At 65.5% G+C, this 17,039-nt stretch carries 13 protein-coding genes; 4 read left to right on the top strand and 9 right to left on the bottom strand.

Going from position 1 to position 17,039, the window contains the following annotated elements; all coding sequences use genetic code 11:
• The first annotated feature begins 3 nt into the window (after positions 1-3).
• From BLR02_RS23710 to BLR02_RS23700, 3 genes are all read left to right on the top strand, one after another.
• On the top strand, positions 4-330 hold the full coding sequence (locus BLR02_RS23710) for a nuclear transport factor 2 family protein (RefSeq protein ID WP_090569125.1): 327 nt from the start codon (positions 4-6) through the stop codon (positions 328-330).
• Entirely contained in the window at positions 330-1,118 is a 789-nt protein-coding gene (locus BLR02_RS23705) for an SDR family oxidoreductase (RefSeq protein ID WP_090569122.1), read from the top strand. The genes BLR02_RS23710 and BLR02_RS23705 overlap by 1 nt, the downstream gene beginning before the upstream one ends.
• Before the next feature lie 278 nt (positions 1,119-1,396).
• The gene (locus tag BLR02_RS23700; protein WP_090664869.1) at positions 1,397-4,513 is read left to right on the top strand and encodes an endonuclease/exonuclease/phosphatase family protein; all 3,117 of its coding nucleotides are present in this window, start codon (positions 1,397-1,399) and stop codon (positions 4,511-4,513) included.
• A 704-nt stretch (positions 4,514-5,217) separates the two neighbouring features.
• On the opposite strand, the gene BLR02_RS23695 is transcribed toward BLR02_RS23700, so the two are convergent.
• The 5 genes from BLR02_RS23695 to BLR02_RS23680 all read right to left on the bottom strand — a co-directional run bounded on the left by BLR02_RS23695 (position 5,218) and on the right by BLR02_RS23680 (position 10,442).
• Positions 5,218-7,677: a bifunctional metallophosphatase/5'-nucleotidase gene (locus BLR02_RS23695; RefSeq protein ID WP_176849773.1), complete on the bottom strand. Its 2,460-nt coding sequence runs from the start codon at positions 7,675-7,677 to the stop codon at positions 5,218-5,220.
• Between the two features lie 424 nt (positions 7,678-8,101).
• Positions 8,102-8,278, bottom strand: coding sequence for a hypothetical protein (locus tag BLR02_RS29740; RefSeq protein ID WP_176849772.1), 177 nt, complete (start codon positions 8,276-8,278; stop codon positions 8,102-8,104).
• Between the two features lie 195 nt (positions 8,279-8,473).
• Positions 8,474-8,671 carry a hypothetical protein gene (locus BLR02_RS23690; protein ID WP_090664867.1) on the bottom strand — a complete coding sequence of 66 codons (198 nt, stop codon included), beginning with the start codon at positions 8,669-8,671 and terminating at the stop codon, positions 8,474-8,476.
• A gap of 96 nt (positions 8,672-8,767) precedes the next feature.
• Complete coding sequence (locus BLR02_RS23685; protein WP_176849771.1) at positions 8,768-9,745, bottom strand: alpha/beta fold hydrolase; 978 nt, start codon at positions 9,743-9,745, stop codon at positions 8,768-8,770.
• Positions 9,746-10,013: 268 nt separating this feature from the next.
• Positions 10,014-10,442, bottom strand: coding sequence for a DUF1810 domain-containing protein (locus BLR02_RS23680; RefSeq protein WP_090569108.1), 429 nt, complete (start codon positions 10,440-10,442; stop codon positions 10,014-10,016).
• Positions 10,443-10,659: 217 nt separating this feature from the next.
• Between BLR02_RS23680 and BLR02_RS23675 the strand changes: the two genes are divergently transcribed.
• Complete coding sequence (locus BLR02_RS23675) at positions 10,660-12,798, top strand: molybdopterin-containing oxidoreductase family protein (protein WP_176849770.1); 2,139 nt, start codon at positions 10,660-10,662, stop codon at positions 12,796-12,798.
• A gap of 93 nt (positions 12,799-12,891) precedes the next feature.
• On the opposite strand, the gene BLR02_RS23670 is transcribed toward BLR02_RS23675, so the two are convergent.
• The 4 genes from BLR02_RS23670 to acuR form a co-directional block, all read right to left on the bottom strand.
• Positions 12,892-14,106, bottom strand: coding sequence for an ABC transporter substrate-binding protein (locus BLR02_RS23670; protein ID WP_245704925.1), 1,215 nt, complete (start codon positions 14,104-14,106; stop codon positions 12,892-12,894).
• 334 nt (positions 14,107-14,440) lie between these two features.
• Complete coding sequence (locus BLR02_RS23665) at positions 14,441-15,019, bottom strand: peroxidase-related enzyme (RefSeq protein ID WP_090569098.1); 579 nt, start codon at positions 15,017-15,019, stop codon at positions 14,441-14,443.
• Positions 15,020-15,052: 33 nt separating this feature from the next.
• Positions 15,053-16,045 carry an acrylyl-CoA reductase (NADPH) gene (acuI, locus tag BLR02_RS23660; RefSeq protein WP_090664882.1) on the bottom strand — a complete coding sequence of 331 codons (993 nt, stop codon included), beginning with the start codon at positions 16,043-16,045 and terminating at the stop codon, positions 15,053-15,055.
• Positions 16,023-16,721 (bottom strand): acrylate utilization transcriptional regulator AcuR, encoded by a 699-nt coding sequence (gene acuR, locus BLR02_RS23655; protein ID WP_218127548.1) that lies wholly within the window; start codon positions 16,719-16,721, stop codon positions 16,023-16,025. The genes acuI and acuR overlap by 23 nt, the downstream gene beginning before the upstream one ends.
• Positions 16,722-17,039: the final 318 nt, after the last annotated feature.

Genomic DNA, 17,039 nt, shown 5'->3' with positions numbered 1-17,039 from the left:
GCCATGACCAATGATCTGCCGGCACCGATCGCAGCCTATGTCGCGGCGAATGCCCAACTCGCCCCGGATGGCATGCTGGCGCCCTTCGCCCCGGATGCGGTGGTGTGCGATGATGGCGGGCGCCACCTGGGTCCTGGCGAGATCAGAGCCTGGATCCAGTCGGCGACGATCGCCAGACGGGCCGTCTTCACCCCAAAGGCCTGGCGCGAACAGGATGGACGCATCGTCGTGGACGGCCTGACCGAAGGCGATTTCCCCGGCAGCCCGATCCGCTTCACACTCAGCTTCATGCTTCAGGGCGGCGCGATCGCCAGGCTGGAGATCGCCTGATGCGTTTGCACAGCACTCACGCTGAGCTGGAGGGACGCCGCATCCTTGTCACGGGCGGCAGCAAAGGCACCGGCCGCGCGACCGTCCGACACTTCCTGGACGCGGGGGCTCGGGTGATGACCGCGGCGCGACATAGGCCCGAGGATCACGTGGGCGCCGACTTCGTGGTGGCCGACCTCACGAGTCCGGAAGGAGCCCGCGCACTAGCGGACGCGGCCATGGAGCGCCTCAGCGGCGTCGATGTGCTGGTGCATGTACTCGGCGGCTCCACCGCACCGGGCGGGGGCTTCGCCGCCCTGACGGAGGAGCATTGGCGCGCCGAGCTCGACCTGAATCTGATGCCGGCGGTCCGGCTCGATCGGCTGCTCCTGCCACAGATGATCGCGCGCGGCGCAGGGACGGTGATTCACGTCGCGTCCATCCAGCGCCGCCTGCCGCTGCATGATTCAACAACCGCCTATGCCGCCGCGAAAGCCGCCTTGACGACCTACAGCAAGGCACTCTCGAAGGAGGTCGGGCCGAAGGGCGTGCGGGTGAACGTCGTCTCGCCTGGCTGGATCTACACGGAAGCGGCGGATGCGCTCGTGCAGCGGCTCGCCTCCAGCAGCGGGGGCACGCCGGAGGCCGCCCGCCAGGGCATCCTGGAGGCGCTCGGCGGAATCCCCCTTGGCCGCCCCGCGAGGCCCGAGGATGTGGCGGAGCTGGTCGCCTTCCTCGCCTCCGACCGGGCATCCGCCATCCACGGTGCGGAATACGTCATCGACGGCGGAACCATCCCGACGGTGTAGCCCCGCCTGCCGCAGGGGGCAGCGCCTTCTGACCATCCCACGCAAGGCGCCCGCGCACAGCGCGCCGAAGCCGGCCACCAGCATGCCGATCCGGACCTGCCCCGGAGGCTGACGACTCCCGTCATGGCCACTTTTTGTTACGAAATATAAACATATCCTCCGAAGCCGTCGTCGCCACACGGCACCATCTCATTCGCAAGGCCAATGTCATGGCACCATCACGTGCTGTCACCGCTCCAGGCAGTATTAAGGACCACTAAATCTTCAGGGCGGAACACATGGCTTGGATTAATGAGATCCATTATGACAATGCTGGTGCAGATTCTGGCGAATTCATCGAGGTTGCTGGCGCTGCAGGCACCGATCTCACCGGCTGGAGCCTTGTTCTGTACAATGGCTCCAATGGCCAAGCCTATGGCACCCGCGCCTTGTCAGGGGTCATCCCTGACCAACAAGATGGCTTCGGCACCTTCGCCCTGACTTTCCCGATCGACGGTATCCAGAATGGCGCCCCTGACGCAGTCGCCTTGGTGGATGCCGCCGGCCAGACGGTCCAGTTCCTCAGCTACGAAGGTAGGCTGACCGCGACAAATGGGCCCGCCAATGGCCTGACCAGCACCGATATCGGCGTTGCGGAAACCGGTTCCACGCCGGCCGGCCAGTCGCTCCAGCTCACGGGGATCGGTCGCGCCTACTCTGATTTCAGCTGGACTGTGCCGGGCGACGACACGCCAGCTGCGCCTAATGGCGGTCAGGCCTTCAGCCCCTCCGGCGGCGAGGGCCCAGAGGATCCTGCACCGCCCGCCTTGACCGAAATCTCCGCCATCCAGGGTACCGGGCAACGCTCCGGCTTCGATGGCCAACTGGTCACCACCCGTGGCATCGTCACGGCCATCGACACCAATGGCAGCCGCGGCTTCTATCTTCAATCGCCGACCGGCGACGGCAATGCCGCAACCTCCGACGCGGTGTTCGTATTCACCAGCGTGGTGCCCGCCGTGGAGGTGGGTCAGCTGGTTGAGGTAACCGGAACAGTCGAGGAATTCCTTCCCTCCGGCGCAGCAGCAGGTAGCCTGACGACCACAGAGATCGTGGCGACAGGGACCAACGCCTACACCGTGGTGGATGCCACTCCGGAGATCGGCGTCACGACCACATTGATTGGCGGCACTGCCGGGCGACTGCCGCCCACCGAAGACCTGACAGCCGGCGCCAGCTTCTTCGAGAGCCTGGAGGGCATGCTGGTCACGCTCGCGGGGCCAACCGCTGTCGCGCCTACGAACGGCTTCGGCGAGATCTACACGGCCGTGGCCGGCCCGGATGGCCAGCCTTATGGCACTGGCTTCTCCGCGCGCGGTACCCTCAACATCGATGGCGGGACGCCCAGCTTCGGTGACACCAACACAGCTGGGGGTGATTTCAACCCTGAGCGGTTCCAGCTTGACCCGGATACCGGTGTCCTGCCCGGCTTCAGCGCACCGGCCGTCGATGTCGGGGCCCGCATCTCCGATGTGACCGGCATCGTCAACTACGACTTCGGCCAGTATCAGGTGGTACCGACCCAAGCCTTCGAGGTGACGGCGGCGAGCTCCCTGCAGCGCGAGACCACTGCGCTCACCAGCAGCGCCGGCCGCCTGACCGTGGCCACCTACAATGCCGAGAACCTTGATCCTGGCGACGGCCCAGCACGCTTCACCACGATCGCGACCGAGCTCCTGAACAATCTCGGCGCGCCGGATATCGTTGCGGTACAGGAAATTCAGGACAGCGACGGGCCGGCCAACTCGGATATCACCTCTGCGTCGCAGACGCTGGGCCAGCTCGTTCAGGCATTGAATGCCATCGCGCCGAGCGGCGTGGAGTATGCCTTCGTCGACAACCCCTTCGTTAACGACGACGCGGTGGGAGGCGAGCCGGGCGGCAACATCCGCAACGCCTTCCTGTACCGCACCGACCGCGTCGACCTCTTCGAAACGTCACTCCGGACCGTGGCTGCCAATGGCGGCGCCGTCACCGAGCCCGGCAGCTACGCCGATCAGGCGACCAACCCGGACAATCCATTCTATCAGTCGCGCGTGCCGCTCGCGGCGGACTTCACCTTCAACGGCGAGACGCTCACCGTTCTCAGCAACCACTTCACCTCCAAGGGCGGCAGTGCCGCCCTGCTGAGTGAAGAGAAGCCACCCTTCAACGGTGGCGAGGTGCAGCGGGCGGCGCAGGCCCAGGCGGTGAACAGCTTCGTCGATGGTCTCCTGGCCGCTGATGGCAATGCCAAGGTGGTCGTCGCCGGGGATCTCAATGATTTCGAGTTCGAGGAGCCGCTGGGCGTCCTGGAAGGACTCACCCGGATCGAGAAATACGATGTTCCCGGCGATGACCCGATCGCCGCCACGGCGACCCTCGTCCCCGGCGGTGAGCGGGTGCTGAACGATCAGGTCGAGACGCTGCCCGAGGACGAGCGCTACGGCTATGTGTTCGAGGGCAATTCCCAGTCCCTCGACCATATCCTGGTCAGCGACGCGCTGCGACAGGTGGCGGAGTACGACATCGTCCATATCAACTCGGAATTCGCTGCCCAGACCAGCGACCACGATCCTTCGGTGCTACGCCTGAAGATTGGCGGCAATACGGGCACGCCGGGTGGCACGCAGGGGAATGACAACCTGCGCGGAACCGACCATGATGATCGACTGAATGGTGGTGGTGGAAACGATGCGCTCAACGGTTTGGGCGGCAATGATGTACTGCTCGGTGGTCCCGGGAACGACACGTTGCGGGGTGCTGCCGGCAACGATACGCTCGATGGTGGTGAAGGCAGCGACACCGCCGACTACATACTCGCCACTCAGCAGGTAGTGGTCGATCTCGCTGCGGCGCGAGTCAGCCAGGACGGTCAAGGGGGCCAGGACCGGCTCGCCAGCATCGAGAACGTGGTTGGCGGCCCGGGTAATGACACGATCCGCGGTGATGCGGCTGCGAACCGCTTGGTCGGTGGTGCCGGCAACGACGCGATCAACGGCATGGGCGGCAATGACGCCATCAATGGCGGCGAGGGACGTGACGTCCTCCGCGGCGGAGCTGGACAGGACAATGTTGCCGGCGGCAACGGCAATGACACCTTCACGATCTTTGCAGCCGACGTCACCGACGGCACAGTCGACACCATCCTGGACTTTGAGGGTGCTGGTAAGCCTTACTCGTCTGCTGACACTGATATCCTGCGCCTTGAAGGTTTCGATGATAGTGCAAGGCTCACAGTGGCATCCATCTCACCAGACGGCAGCCGGTATCTCTATAACATCGTCGATGGCACTGGGACCCTGGGACGCTTCATCCTGATCTCGGAGACTGGAATGGGTCTCGGTGAAGGGGCCAGTGACTATCTTTTTTCATGAGGAGATTTTGGCTGGCGAGATCATGCACGGACGGGCCATGGACGCCGAACCCACCGTGCGGTGAGGCACGAGCGACATCTTTGAACTCAAGCGCTGAGGATGCGGATCAGGCAGCCTGGACCGCCGCCTCTCGTGTCCAGCTGCTGCCGGCATGAAAGGTTGTCGGATTGGCGTAGCCTCGGCGGTTCAACCCGCTCCGGCCATTCGCCACCTCCCGCACAGTATGCGAGGAAACTATCTGTTTCGGGCCCACCGCATGGCGGCCCGATGCCGCTCCGCCCACATTCTCCCCGCCTTTCTGCCCCGCCAAGCGGTTCGCGGTGTTCACCTCAGGAGTAGATGGGGATAAGTAGCTGAGGTGCCTAAACAGGCTTAAGTGCCACTCGCCGTCTTCCGACAGGCGTTGTTGGTAGCGACGTCCGATTAACTGCGCGGTCTTCGAGAATGGAGAGGACCCACGCCGACGGCAGAGCCAGCCGGGCCATCCTCACCCCGAGCCGAGGATGTGTCGTCGCTATATCCTCGGCACAGGGCTCCCTGGTGTTGCCGCCGGACGGCTCCGAGGCGCTGGAACTCCGTTTTGCCCAGACCCGCCCGCGAGCCAGCCTGCAAGGCGCGCAAGCGTATTCCGCATTTCTGCGGAACCGGGGTCTGGCTGCCACGCCCGGATCAAGATGTCTGTGCGTTCCCTGCCAACCTCTGGTTCAGAGGTACCAAACGCCCGTCGCCTCATAGTTCGCGGTCACCTGGGCCGCGAGGGCATTCCAGTCCTGCGGCTCGGAGGGATCGATTGCGTCGAGCCCCACGCCGTCGAGGTACCAGAATCCGGTCGCCTCAAAGTTTGCGAGAACCTGTGCGGCGAGCGCATGCCAATCAACCGGTTCTTCGCCACCGCCACCAGCCGCGCCTTCGAGGACGGTATCGTCACGGACGGAAAGGTTCTGCACGCGCTCATCCTGCGCAGCTGGCACCTCCGCCACGTCGAAGGCCGTCTCCGGCGTCCCGTGTTCGGCGGCAAGGAAGTCAGCCAGTGCCTGCTGCTCGCGCCCCTCGGCAGCGAAGGAGCTATCATCGCCCTGATAAAGGTCCACCCGGCCCGTAGCGAACTCGTCAAAGGCATAGCCGTCACCGCCCTCGGCCAGGAAGTTGAGTGTCACGACCCGGAACTCGCGTGCGGGATCGACCGCGATGTTGCCGTCCTGCACCAGCACCTCGGTCGGCACCCCCGCGTCATCCACCAGGGCGAGGCTCTGCACGCGCTCCCCCGCGGGTAGGGCCGGGTCGAAGGAGAACTCGATGCCGGAGACTTGAGGAAAAGCTCCTGGGGTGGTGCCGGGCGCAACACCGGTGACGGCGCCTTCGAGCACCGCCTTCAGACCTTCCGCGGTGACCGTCACCAGCGAGAGGCCGTTGTTGAAGCGCAGTGCATTCTCGATATCGAGTTGGCTGACCCCACCTGCCGGCTTAACCGCATCGGGGTTGGCCTGCGGCGGTAGCGGCTCGGGCACGGCATCCGTTCCGTAGGTACCAATCTCGGCCCGGATGCCGCCGCCATTCTTGATGCTGATAGCGGTGGTCGGGTCCACTTCGCGCGCCGCAGCGAGGTTGGCGTCGCCGGTCAGGTCGCCGAGATTGGTTTCCTGCGCACGCACGGCGGTGCGGCGGCCCTCCAGGTAGACATCGGTGAAGCCAAAAACCTCTCCATCCTTGGCATCAATGACCTGATCGACCGCATCCGTGAGGTCACGCACGATGGCGCCACGGCTGCCCTCGGCATAGGGATCCCCATTTCCCCAAAGCTCGGCAACAGTCTCGTCGGTCGTCGCATAAGGGCGGCTCTCGGCAGTGTCCGTCTCGGCGGGGATGATGACCCCGCTCTCGTCGAAGCCTATGATCAGGCGGCCGACATAGCTGTATTCGCTCGAGGTATTGACCACGGCAACGGGGTTGCCGTCAGCGCCGGTCTGGATCACCGGGTAGCCCTCGGCCGGCGCATCGCCGGCGCGGAGCCGCGTGCCGTCATCGGCAAAGAGCGCGTGACTGCCGCCAGCGACGATGACATCCACGCCCGAGAGCTTGGTGGCGAGGTCGAGCTCGAGTTGATACTGTTGCAGGTGGCTGAGCAGCACCACCTTGTCGATCCCCTGCGCCGTCATCTGGTCGACATAGGGCTGGAGTATCGATGCCAGCTCGTCCGTGTTGTCGATGGCACCGTCGCCATTCGGATCCAGCACCTCGACGCCGCCGACGGAGGAGATGGAGGCGAGGATCTGAGTCGTGACGCCCAGGACGCCGATCGTCTCGCCATTCTCCTCGATCGTTGTCCAGGGGGCGATGCGTGGTGCATCCGCCGCTGCCTCGGGTGCCGCGATGCCCTCGGCAGTGGCAGCATAGTCGGCTGCGTCGCGCAGTTCGGCTGCATAAATGCGGCTGAGCGGCGCATCGCTGGAGAAATCAAGATTGGCAGACAGATAGGGGAAAAGCGGGCCAAGCGCGGTGATGCCATACTCGCCTGCGGCGAAGTCGATCGCATTCGCCAGCACCGTCGTACCAAGGTCGAATTCATGGTTGCCGAAAACGCTGGCCTGCACTCCGATGGCGCTCAGCACGGCCATGTCGACGCGGCCGAGGTCCTGGGTGAGGCTGGGGAGTTGCCCGACAGGTACGTCCAGCAACGCGGCATAGGCTTCGCGCAGCGGTTCGGCCAGGCTCGCATCACCCTCGGCATTGAGAAAGGGCGAGGGGATGAAATTGTCGCCGGAAGACAGCGTGATGCTGTTCGGTGACGCATCCTCAAGCCGGTCAACGATCGCCGCGAACTGAGGGGCACGATCAGGGGCGGCAAGCCCCGCCTCGAAATCCGATGCATGCAGGATCTGCAGCGTATAATTGGCGCCCATTGGCTCTCGTCCCGTTACCGTAAACTTAGTGGCGCCGGATGGCGTGTGGGAGCGAATAGGCGGAGCGGCAGCGTCCGTCCGGCACATATCCGTGACGTTAATGACGTCCAATAAGCGCGAAGCCAAAATGGATATCGCTGCTGGCAACTCGCTGGCATGTGGCGGGATGGCGGTGTCGGAGCAGAGCTCCACAATGCGCTCGCTTCCGCCATCCCAGCCAGACACGATCAGGCGCTGCCACCGGGTGGTCTCGTTGGCCAGCACTTCGGCCAGGGTTGGCAGGCGCTCACCTTTGGTTCGAGGGCACCCGATGGTGTCGGGTTGGCGTGGTGGGCTAGCCGGTCGAGATCAGCATCAGGCGGGTGATGGGGGTGACCTGCTGGCGGAGCAGAGCGGCCAGGAACGCGAGGGTAGAGGAGCCACTACCGTATCCCGATAGATCTTTTGGCGCTGATCCGCTTGCCGCGCCAGCGCTCGATCGTGTCATCGACGCCGAAGAATGCTGCTAGCCGTGCGCCGACCCGGTGCCAGGTTCGCAGCACTACCCTGAACGCCAACGGCTGGCGCCGGCCAGCGACACCTCGGCGTGCTATCAATTGCGCTGCGAGACTGCCGGTGCAAAGCACAGGGGTATCGTGGCGAAGCGGGTCGGCAAGGTCAGCACGGGGGTGGCCCGCCATTGACCAGTTCAGCGGCGCGCCATGCCCTTGCGGATCTCGCGCTCGACTGCAGAGCGTTCGCTCGTGCCGGTGCGGCGGATGATCTCCTGCACGATGGCAGGCGATACGCGGTGCCGCTTGGAGAGGTAGGCGACCTCCTCTTCGATCAGCGCCTCCTCAGTCGGATCGACGGCGTCGGACTTCATCTTATTGGCTTGAACCACGGGGTATCCTTGTTATCCGGCCTCGATGGATGTGAGGCTTCAGGCTCGTCGCAATCAACCAGGTTGGATAAGGGCATGCCTGGCTTGTGACCGAGGGTGAGGGACATGTTGACAGTACCGTCGGCCGATCCGACGCATCCAGGCTTTCCCGGCTGCTGCCTCAGCCTAGGGGCAGGGTTAGATGGGACGTAGTTGGCTCTCTCGCGCCACACGCTCTTGGCCGTCGAGCTGGTGGCGCACGCGATACTCGCGGTCGGCACCCTCATTAGGAAGCAGGCGCAGGATCGTATAGGCGCCGCGCGGAATGTCGCCATCGTACCGACCGGGGATGATTTCGACGCTCTGGCCGACTGCGAAGCCGTGGAGTTCTTGCATGATGGTTCTCGCGGGACCCAAGAACAGGTGTTACAGGCGATTTCGACGTTCAGCCAGGGCCCGTGCATTGTCCGCCGGTTTGATGAGTACACCAAGCTAGGCGGCCTGGTTCATCACCCCAGGCACGATGTTGGGAAACGCGGCCGCGGCAACCCGCTCAACGGCTGTCGCTACCTCCTCCAGCGCCGAATGATGCACCATGTGCCCAACATACGGCAGAACCTCCAGCGTGCTGCCGGGGATCTCGGCGTGCAGCCGCCTGGCGCGCTTGGCGAAGACCACCTTGTCACCCTCCCCCGCGAGGATGGCCACCGGCATCGGCAGCGTCGCGTAGTCGTCGCGTAACTGCAATGCGCCGGCAATCATGAGTGCACCATCTGTCGAGGTGGCACGAATTTGCGAGGGTCGTAAGGCCATTGCATTCGAATATTCGGCGCGGAACCGCGCCGGAATCGGCGCCGGCGAAAACATGCCGCGCTTCAGCAGAGGCATCAGCAGCCACCCCAGGGCGGGCGAGATTGTGTAACGTAACAGGTCTCCCAGCACCGGCACCGCACCCGGCACCACCAGCAACACATCCGGCCGTAGCGTCCAGTGGTAGTAGCCAGACAACACCACCAGCCCCGCCGTCTCTGCCGGGTATCGCGCCGCCAAGGAGAGCGCGACAATCGCCCCCCAGGAGTGACCAACTACAATCGGCCGCTCAACGCCTATCTGATGCATCGCTCGGCGCAACAACACTGCCTGCTCCATCGCGGTCCAAAGCCGGCCGCGTGGCCGCTCACTATGGCCGAAGCCGGGACGGTCGATAATGATGACCCGGTGCCGCTCCCGTAGCCGCGCGGCGAGACCACTGGTTTCGTAATCCTCGCCGCTCACCGCATTGCCGTGGATGAGTAGGATGGGCTGGCCGCGGCCATGATCTGTGTAATGCAGGCGGACACCGTCCACCGTAATAAAGCGGCCCTTTGGCGGATGCTGGCGTTCCGCCCGCCGCGCCAGAATAGTATTCGTTACGGCAAGTCCGGCCAAGGCGGCAGCGCCGATGAGCAGGCCTCGGCTGGTGGCAAGCATTCGGGTTGTAGCGGACATTGGCATAGAGGAATTCCTGCGGGCGGCAGCGCCATGCTGCATTGCAGCATGATGTGAACTGATTCATACCGCGAAGGTTCCGGCCCTCAAGTCCTTATTCCATCGATTGGGGCAGGCAGTTGCGCCTCACGGAAGGGGATGGCGAGGCTGGTTCAGCAACACGCCAATGAGGAGGCCAGTGGCTTTCCCTATCCTGCCCTACGCGGCCAATGCCGCCGCATTGCATAGAATGCGCTGGATTGGTCGCATATCAGCCCGCCCCGAGCAGTTCGATGGTAAGCTGGTCCGCCCTGCCCTCGAAGTACCGATGGAGCACGTCGGCGAACACCGTCGCCTCTGGCTGCGCCGCCGCGAACAGGGTCATGGACGATCGGAGCTTGAGGTCGTCCGGGCTGCCGAAGATCTCACGCGCGGACCGATGCTGAACCGCACAGACAAGCTCGGTACATTCCATGAGCCGCGGCCCGAGGAGGGGATGCGCCATATAGGCCTGTGCCTCGGCCAGCGAGGCGATCCCGTAGTGCTGGGCAGTTGAGCTTCGGCCAAGGGAGCGGAGCTGCGGGAAGACGAACCACATCCAATGCGTTCGTTTGCGTCCCGCCCGGAGTTCACGGTGAACATCCGCCATCACCGGCCCCTGGGCCCGTACGAAGCGCTCGAGATCGAAGAGGTCGTTCATAGCCCCAGGCTATGTCGATATTGGCCGGTTCCGGAAGGCTTACCGTTGTCGCGCCCCTTCTCCGGATCGCGCGTGGATGACGATACGGGCCGAGTGGGCGGCAGCCGGGACGCTGCCGTTCCTTGCGGGCGAGGCGATCCTCCCAACCCGAGCGCAACCGCTCGCCTCGCATGCCCCGACTAGACGCACCACCGTCCGGGGTGACACCCTTCGTGGCATGACAGCCTCCATCATCCCGAGCACCTGTTGGGAATGCGGCACGCTCTGCGGCGCCCTGCTGACGCTGGATGAGTCTGGCCGCGTCGCCAGGATCGCTCCCAACCCCGCGCATCCGACATCGAAGGGCGCATTCTGCGTCAAAGGCATTCGCGGCCTGCAGGACTGGACCGATCATCCCGACCGCCTCCTGCACCCGCTCCGTCGGGTGGGCGAGCGCGGCAGTGGCCAGTGGCAGCGGGTGTCCTGGGACGCGGCGCTGGATGAGCTGGCCGATGGCCTAGCCGCCGTGCGCTCTAAACACGGCCCGCTGGCGCTGGTCGGCGCAGTCAGTGGAGCGTTTTTCAGCCGCGGTGCGGTGGTCGCGCTGCTGCTCCGCAGCCTCGGCTCGCCAAATTGGATGATCAATCAGGATCTCTGCGGCGGCTGCCGCGCGGTCAGCGACCGCCTCACCGGGCTAAATATCGGCCGCGGCGAGGATATTGAGGCGACCCGCTGCACCTTGCTGGTCGGGCGCAACCCGCATGCCGCAGATCCTATCCAATGGGCCGAGCTCAGGCGGGCCAAGGCCCGCGGCGCGCGGCTGGTGGTGCTCGATCCCTTCCGGACACCGGCGGCGGAGATGGCCGATGTCTGGATGCAGCCACGACCGGGTACCGATGGCGCCATTGGCCTCGCTTTGCTGCATGCGATGATCCGCGACCGGGCCTACGACACGGACTTCGTTGCACGATGGTGTCATGGCTTCGAGGCGCTGGCGGAGCGTGTGGCGCCCTGCACGCCGGACTGGGCCGCCGCAATCGCCGGCGTTCCGGCCGAGGCCATCGAACGCGCCGCCAAGCTCTACGCCGAGGGCCCATCCTGTTTCGTCGGCGGCCACGGCATCGATGCAGCAAGCAACGGCGTGCAGACCTACCGCGCCTTTCATGCGCTGGTCGCCATCAGCGGCAATCTGGACCGCCCGGGCGGCAACCGGCGGGTCAAAAAACCTGCCGGTTTCCGCACCTATCTCGAGCTGCTGCACGAGCCGCGCTTCCGCCTGCCGGAGGCTATTGAGCGCCAGACCATCGGTGCTGACGCCTACCCGCTCTGGGCCGGGCCGGAGGGCTGGCAGACCGCCTGCCACAATCCTTCCGTCATTGAGGCCATGCTGACCGGCCGGCCCTACCCGGTCCGTGCCGCCTATGTCAGCGGGGTCAATATCGCGGTGACCTATCCGGACGCGCGCCGTACCTTGGCCGCGCTGCGCTCGCTGGAGGTGCTGGCGGTCGCGGCCCATACCATGACGCCGACAGCGGCCATCGCCGACCTCGTCCTGCCGAAGACGACAACGTTGGAGGAGGAAGAGGTCACCCTTGATCCGTCAGGGCCGAACATCGCCTATACCGCCGCCGTACCTGCACGCGGCGAGGCGCGCAACGACCTGGAGATCGCGGTCGATCTGCTTGATCGGCTGCGCGCCCGCGGCGCCCTCACCGCCGAATTGCTGCCCTGGCGCAGCCAGGCGGAGTTCAACGCTTTCCTGTTAGGAGACAGTGGGGTCTCGCTGGCTGGGCTTCGCCGCGACGGCTACGCGCATTTCCCCTACGAACTGGGCGACTTCGCGCGGCGCGGCTTCGCAACTCCGAGCGGAAAGCTTGAGCTCTACTCGGAGATCGCCGCGCGGCATGGACTGGACCCCTTGCCGGGCTTCCTGCCGCCGCCCTCTGCCGCGGCGCCGGACCATGCGCTGCTGCTGCAGACCGGCTTCCGTGAAAAGACCTACCATCACTCCCGCTTCCGAGATCAGGCCTGGGCACGCAAGGTCTCGCCGGATCCGGAGATCCGGCTCCATCCGGACACTGCGGCGGCTTGCGGTGTCACAGAGGGGGACTGGGTCGAGGTAGAACTGCCGGGCGGCCCGGGCGCCTGCCGGCTCCGGGTGACGATCACCGACCGGACCCAGCCCGGCGTTCTGACCACCGGCATGGGCTGGTGGCTGCCGGAGGCACCGGGGCCCGAATTCGCCGCGCTGGACATCAACGTCAATGCCGCGCTGAGTTACCGTGGCGCAACCGATCCGATGAGCGGATCGGTGGATATCGGCGCACTGCCGTGCCGCCTGCGCGTCGTGCACCATGCCGGCATGCAGGACGCGTGAACAGCGCTAGCGCGGTCTTGCGCTGCGCTGCCACCATATGCGGAAGCCCAGCGCCGCCACGTCCGGAGGCATGGGCCATTCCGACGGTCAGCCTCAGCCCAGGGTGCAGCCGCCCTCGTTGAGCGGCCTGAAGGCCTGCTCCGGCGGCACGGTGGCGACCACCTTGTAGTAGTCCCAGGTGCCTTGGCTCTCCTGCGGTGCCTTGGCCTCGAACAGGTAGGCGGTGTGCAGCACGCGCCCATCCGCGCGGAGGGTGCTGCGGCCGAACACGTCGTCCTCGGCCGGCATCGCCTTCATCCGCGCCACGGCTGCGGCGCCGCTCCGCTTCGCCTCGGCGGCGCCCATATCGGCCGCCGCTTTCAGGTAGTGCAGCGCCGCGGCGTAGCAGGCAGCCTGGGACATGTTCGGCATCGCGCCGCCCATGGCCGGGCCAATCCGCTTGGCATAGGCGCGGGTCCGGTCATTCAAGTCCCAGTAGAAGCTCTCTGCCAGGGTAAGGCCTTGCGCGGCCTCCAGCCCGAGAGCGTGGATGTCGTTGATCTGCAGCAACATGCCGGCCAGCTTCGGGCCGCGCCGGGTGATGCCGAATTCCGCGGCCTGCTTGATGCAGTTAACCGTGTCGGTCCCGGCATTGGCGAAGCCGATGACCTTGGCGCGCGACTGCTGTGCTTGCAGCAATGGTGAGGCGAAGTCGGTTCCCGGGAAAGGCATCCGGATAGCCCCGAGCACCTTACCTCCCGCAGCCTTCACGAAGTTGGCGGTGTCCTTCTCGAGCGCATGACCGAAGGCGTAGTCGGCGGTGATGAAGAACCAGGTGTCGTTGCCGGCATGGACATGCGCGCCCCCGATCACGCGCGCCAGCATCTGAGTGTCGTAGGCCCAATGCAGCGTGTTCGGCGAGCAACGCGCGCCGGTCAGGTCGCTGGTGCCGACGTTGCAGGCGATTGCCACCTTGTCCTTCTCGCGTGCCAGCCCGGCGACGGCCAGCGCGATCGCCGAGTTCTGGAAGTCCATCACGACATCCACATCGTCGCGGTCGAACCACTGGCGCGCGGCGTTCAGCCCGACATCGGGCTTGCCCTGGTGGTCTGCGACCAGCACCTCGACATTGAGGCCGCGGGCGGCCCCCAGTTCCTGCACCGCGAGCCTGGTGTTGGCGACCGATCCCGGACCGCCATTGGTGCGATAGGCACCGGACTGGTCGTTCAGCACGCCGATCCTCATCACCGGCGCGCCCTGTGCTCGGCTGCGGCCAATGAGCGGCACGGCGGCGGCGGCCCCGGCCAAAAGAGAGCGTCTCGTCGTCACCTTGGATTCCCCCTGCCCTTGGTTCTGGCCCGCGCTGTCTACCGTTGGATGCATGGGAGACAAGCGAGGCGTTTTGCTTTCGGAGGCTTTGTCTCATTTGGGTAGAAGGGTATGCGGCCTGCCGCTGGTGCAGCAAGCGGCTTGTCGGGCATCTGGAGCCTGATGCTCTCGAGTTCCGCAGAATGGCCTGACAGCTGGCTTGCGCCATTCCTGGCTGCGCTCGGGCATAATGAGCGGCGGCTTTAGGCACCGCTCTATCTGCGCGCGCTGCTGGTCCGAGCGAGCGCAGGAGCCTGCAGCCGATGGCGGCGTGCTTGGGGTTATCTGGCCCTGATCATCGGCCCATCGTGTAGAACTCGTCGTTTGGCCGCATGCTGGTGACATTGGCCATCCGGTTCGACATGCCGAAGAAGGCCGCAATCGCGGCGATGTCCCACGCTTCCTCCTTGCCGAAGCCGTGCTGCGCCAGGGAGGCGAGGTCGTCATCTCCCACGGCATAGGCCTCGAAGGCGACCTTCATGGCGAAATCCAGCATCGCCTTCTGCCGCGGCGTGATGTCGGCCTTGCGGTAATTGATGGCGACCTGGTCGGCAATAAGCGGGTTCTTCGCCCGGATCCGAAGGATGGCGCCATGCGCGACGACGCAGTATTGGCACTGGTTCGCATTGCTGGTCACCACCACGATCATCTCGCGCTCAGCCTTGGTCAGGACGCCCGGCTTGTCCATTAGGGCGTCGTGATAGGCCATGAAGGCGCGGAACTCCTCCGGCCGGTGCGCGAGAGTGAGGAAGACGTTGGGGATGAAGCCCGCTTTCTCCTGCACCACGAGCAGCCGCTCGCGGATGTCGTCCGGCATCTCCTCGAGCGTCGGCACGGGAAAGCGGCTGATCGGGAACTGGGTCTGCGTGGGCATCACGTCACCTTCGTCTGGAATTAAGAGCTGGGCTCAGTTGGCGTCTGGGTTGACGGGGATGATGATCCGGCCTCGAATCCTGCCGGCCATCAGAAAATCGGCGGCCGGGATGACCTCGTTCAGCGCGACGTCCTTGGTGAGTGCGTCCAGCTTCCCGCAGTCGAGGTCGCTGGCGAGGCGGCGCCAGGCTTCCAGGCGTTCGGCACGTGGGCACATGACGCTATCGATGCCCGCCAGTGTGACGCCGCGCAGGATGAAGGGCGCGACGGTCGCGGGCAGCGCCATTCCGGCAGCCAGCCCGCAGGCCGCAACCGTGCCCCGGTATTTCATCGCCGCGCAGACATTCGCCAGGACCTGGCCACCGGCCACGTCCACCGCACCGGCCCAGCGTTCGCGGGCCAGCGGCTTGCCTGGCTGCGTATACTCGGCGCGGTCGATGACCTCGCCCGCGCCGAGCGCCGAGAGGTAGCCGGCCTCCTCGGGGCGCCCGGTCATCGCGGCCACGCGGTAGCCGAGCTTCGCTAGCAGGGCGACCGCGACGCTGCCGACCCCGCCGGCCGCGCCCGTGACCAGGACCTCACCCCCATCCGGCGTGACGCCATGCCGCTCCAGCGCCATGACGCACAGCATGGCGGTGTAGCCCGCGGTGCCGATCGCCATGGCCTGGCGAAGGGTGAAGGGCGACTGCAACGGAACGAGCCAGTCGCCTTTCACCCGCGCCTTTCCGGCCAGCCCGCCCCAACGGGCTTCGCCGACACCCCAGCCGTTCAGCACGACCTTGTCGCCCACCGTGTAAGCCGGGTCGCTCGACTGCTCGACGGTGCCGGCGAAGTCGATGCCGGGAACCATGGGGAAGCTGCGGACGACGGGCCCCTTGCCGGTGATGGCGAGCGCGTCCTTGTAGTTCAGGGTCGAATAGGCGACGCGGACAGTGACGTCGCCAGGCGGGAGGCGCTCCTCCTCGACCTTCGTCAGCGTGGCATGCGACCCATGGTCGCTCTTCTCAATCAGGACAGCGTCGAACATCCGGGGCTCCTGGCATAAGGGAGGCTGAGAGGCGGCGCGGCCGCAGGGCGGCGAAGAAGCCGCGGGCGAAGATGTCCAAGGCATCGGGACTGCGCTCCAGCTTCGCGCGGAGCACGGCGCCTTCCCACCCGATCCAGAAGACAGTTGCGAGCATGCCGCAATCCTCGTCCGGCGCGATCTCGCCGGCGTCTCTCGCCGCATTCAGGCAGGCTGCGGTTCGCGCCTGCCAGTCGAGAAGGACACAGTGCAGCCGGACGCGAAAGACCTCCGGCAGCACGCCCATTTCCTGCCCGAGGTTGCCGACCAGACAACCCCGCCGGAAGCCGTGGCGCGCCATGCCCGACTTGGCGTCATCCACGAAATCGCTCAGCCGCTGCAGCGGAGACCGCGCAGCGTCGGTGAACCAGCGGTCGAGCTTTGCGGCGAAATACGCGGCATAGGCATCGATCAGCGCGAGGCCGAACTCATCCTTGCTCCCGAAATAATGGTAGAAAGATCCCTTGGGGATGCTGACGGAGCTCAGGATTTCGTCCAGGCCGACCGCTGCAAACCCCTTCTCCGTCAGGATCGCAACGCCAGCCCGAAGGAGCCTCTCCCTAGTATCCGCATGGGCACTACCATCTTTCGGTGGCCTGCCGCGGCGTTTTGGGGCCTGAGCGGAAAGCAATATATCCACGGTACCAATTAGACCGATCGTCTCCTTAATGTAAGGGGCACTGGTCGGTAGCGGCGGCGAGGACGAAGAAGGTGTTGGTGTAGTCGTGCGCGAGGCGGCGGCACCACCCGGTCCGTGCGAAGGTGCGCCCAGCGGCGAGGAGTCTACATTGGCAGCCCCGAAGGCCGCCAGCCCCCCTCGGACGCTGCGGACCACCGCCGCTCACCCCATTACGGGCCTACCCGTCCGTTCCGAAGCGGGCTCCGAGAGTCCGAAGGCGGGGTAAGCTGGGCCTTTCACACCGGTTTCGTCACATAGGTGAATGCGCCGGCCGAGCCT

Source organism: Belnapia rosea (assembly GCF_900101615.1).
In the GTDB taxonomy this organism is placed as follows: Bacteria; Pseudomonadota; Alphaproteobacteria; order Acetobacterales; family Acetobacteraceae; genus Belnapia; species Belnapia rosea.
This window is presented reverse-complemented; position numbering and strand designations above follow the sequence as displayed.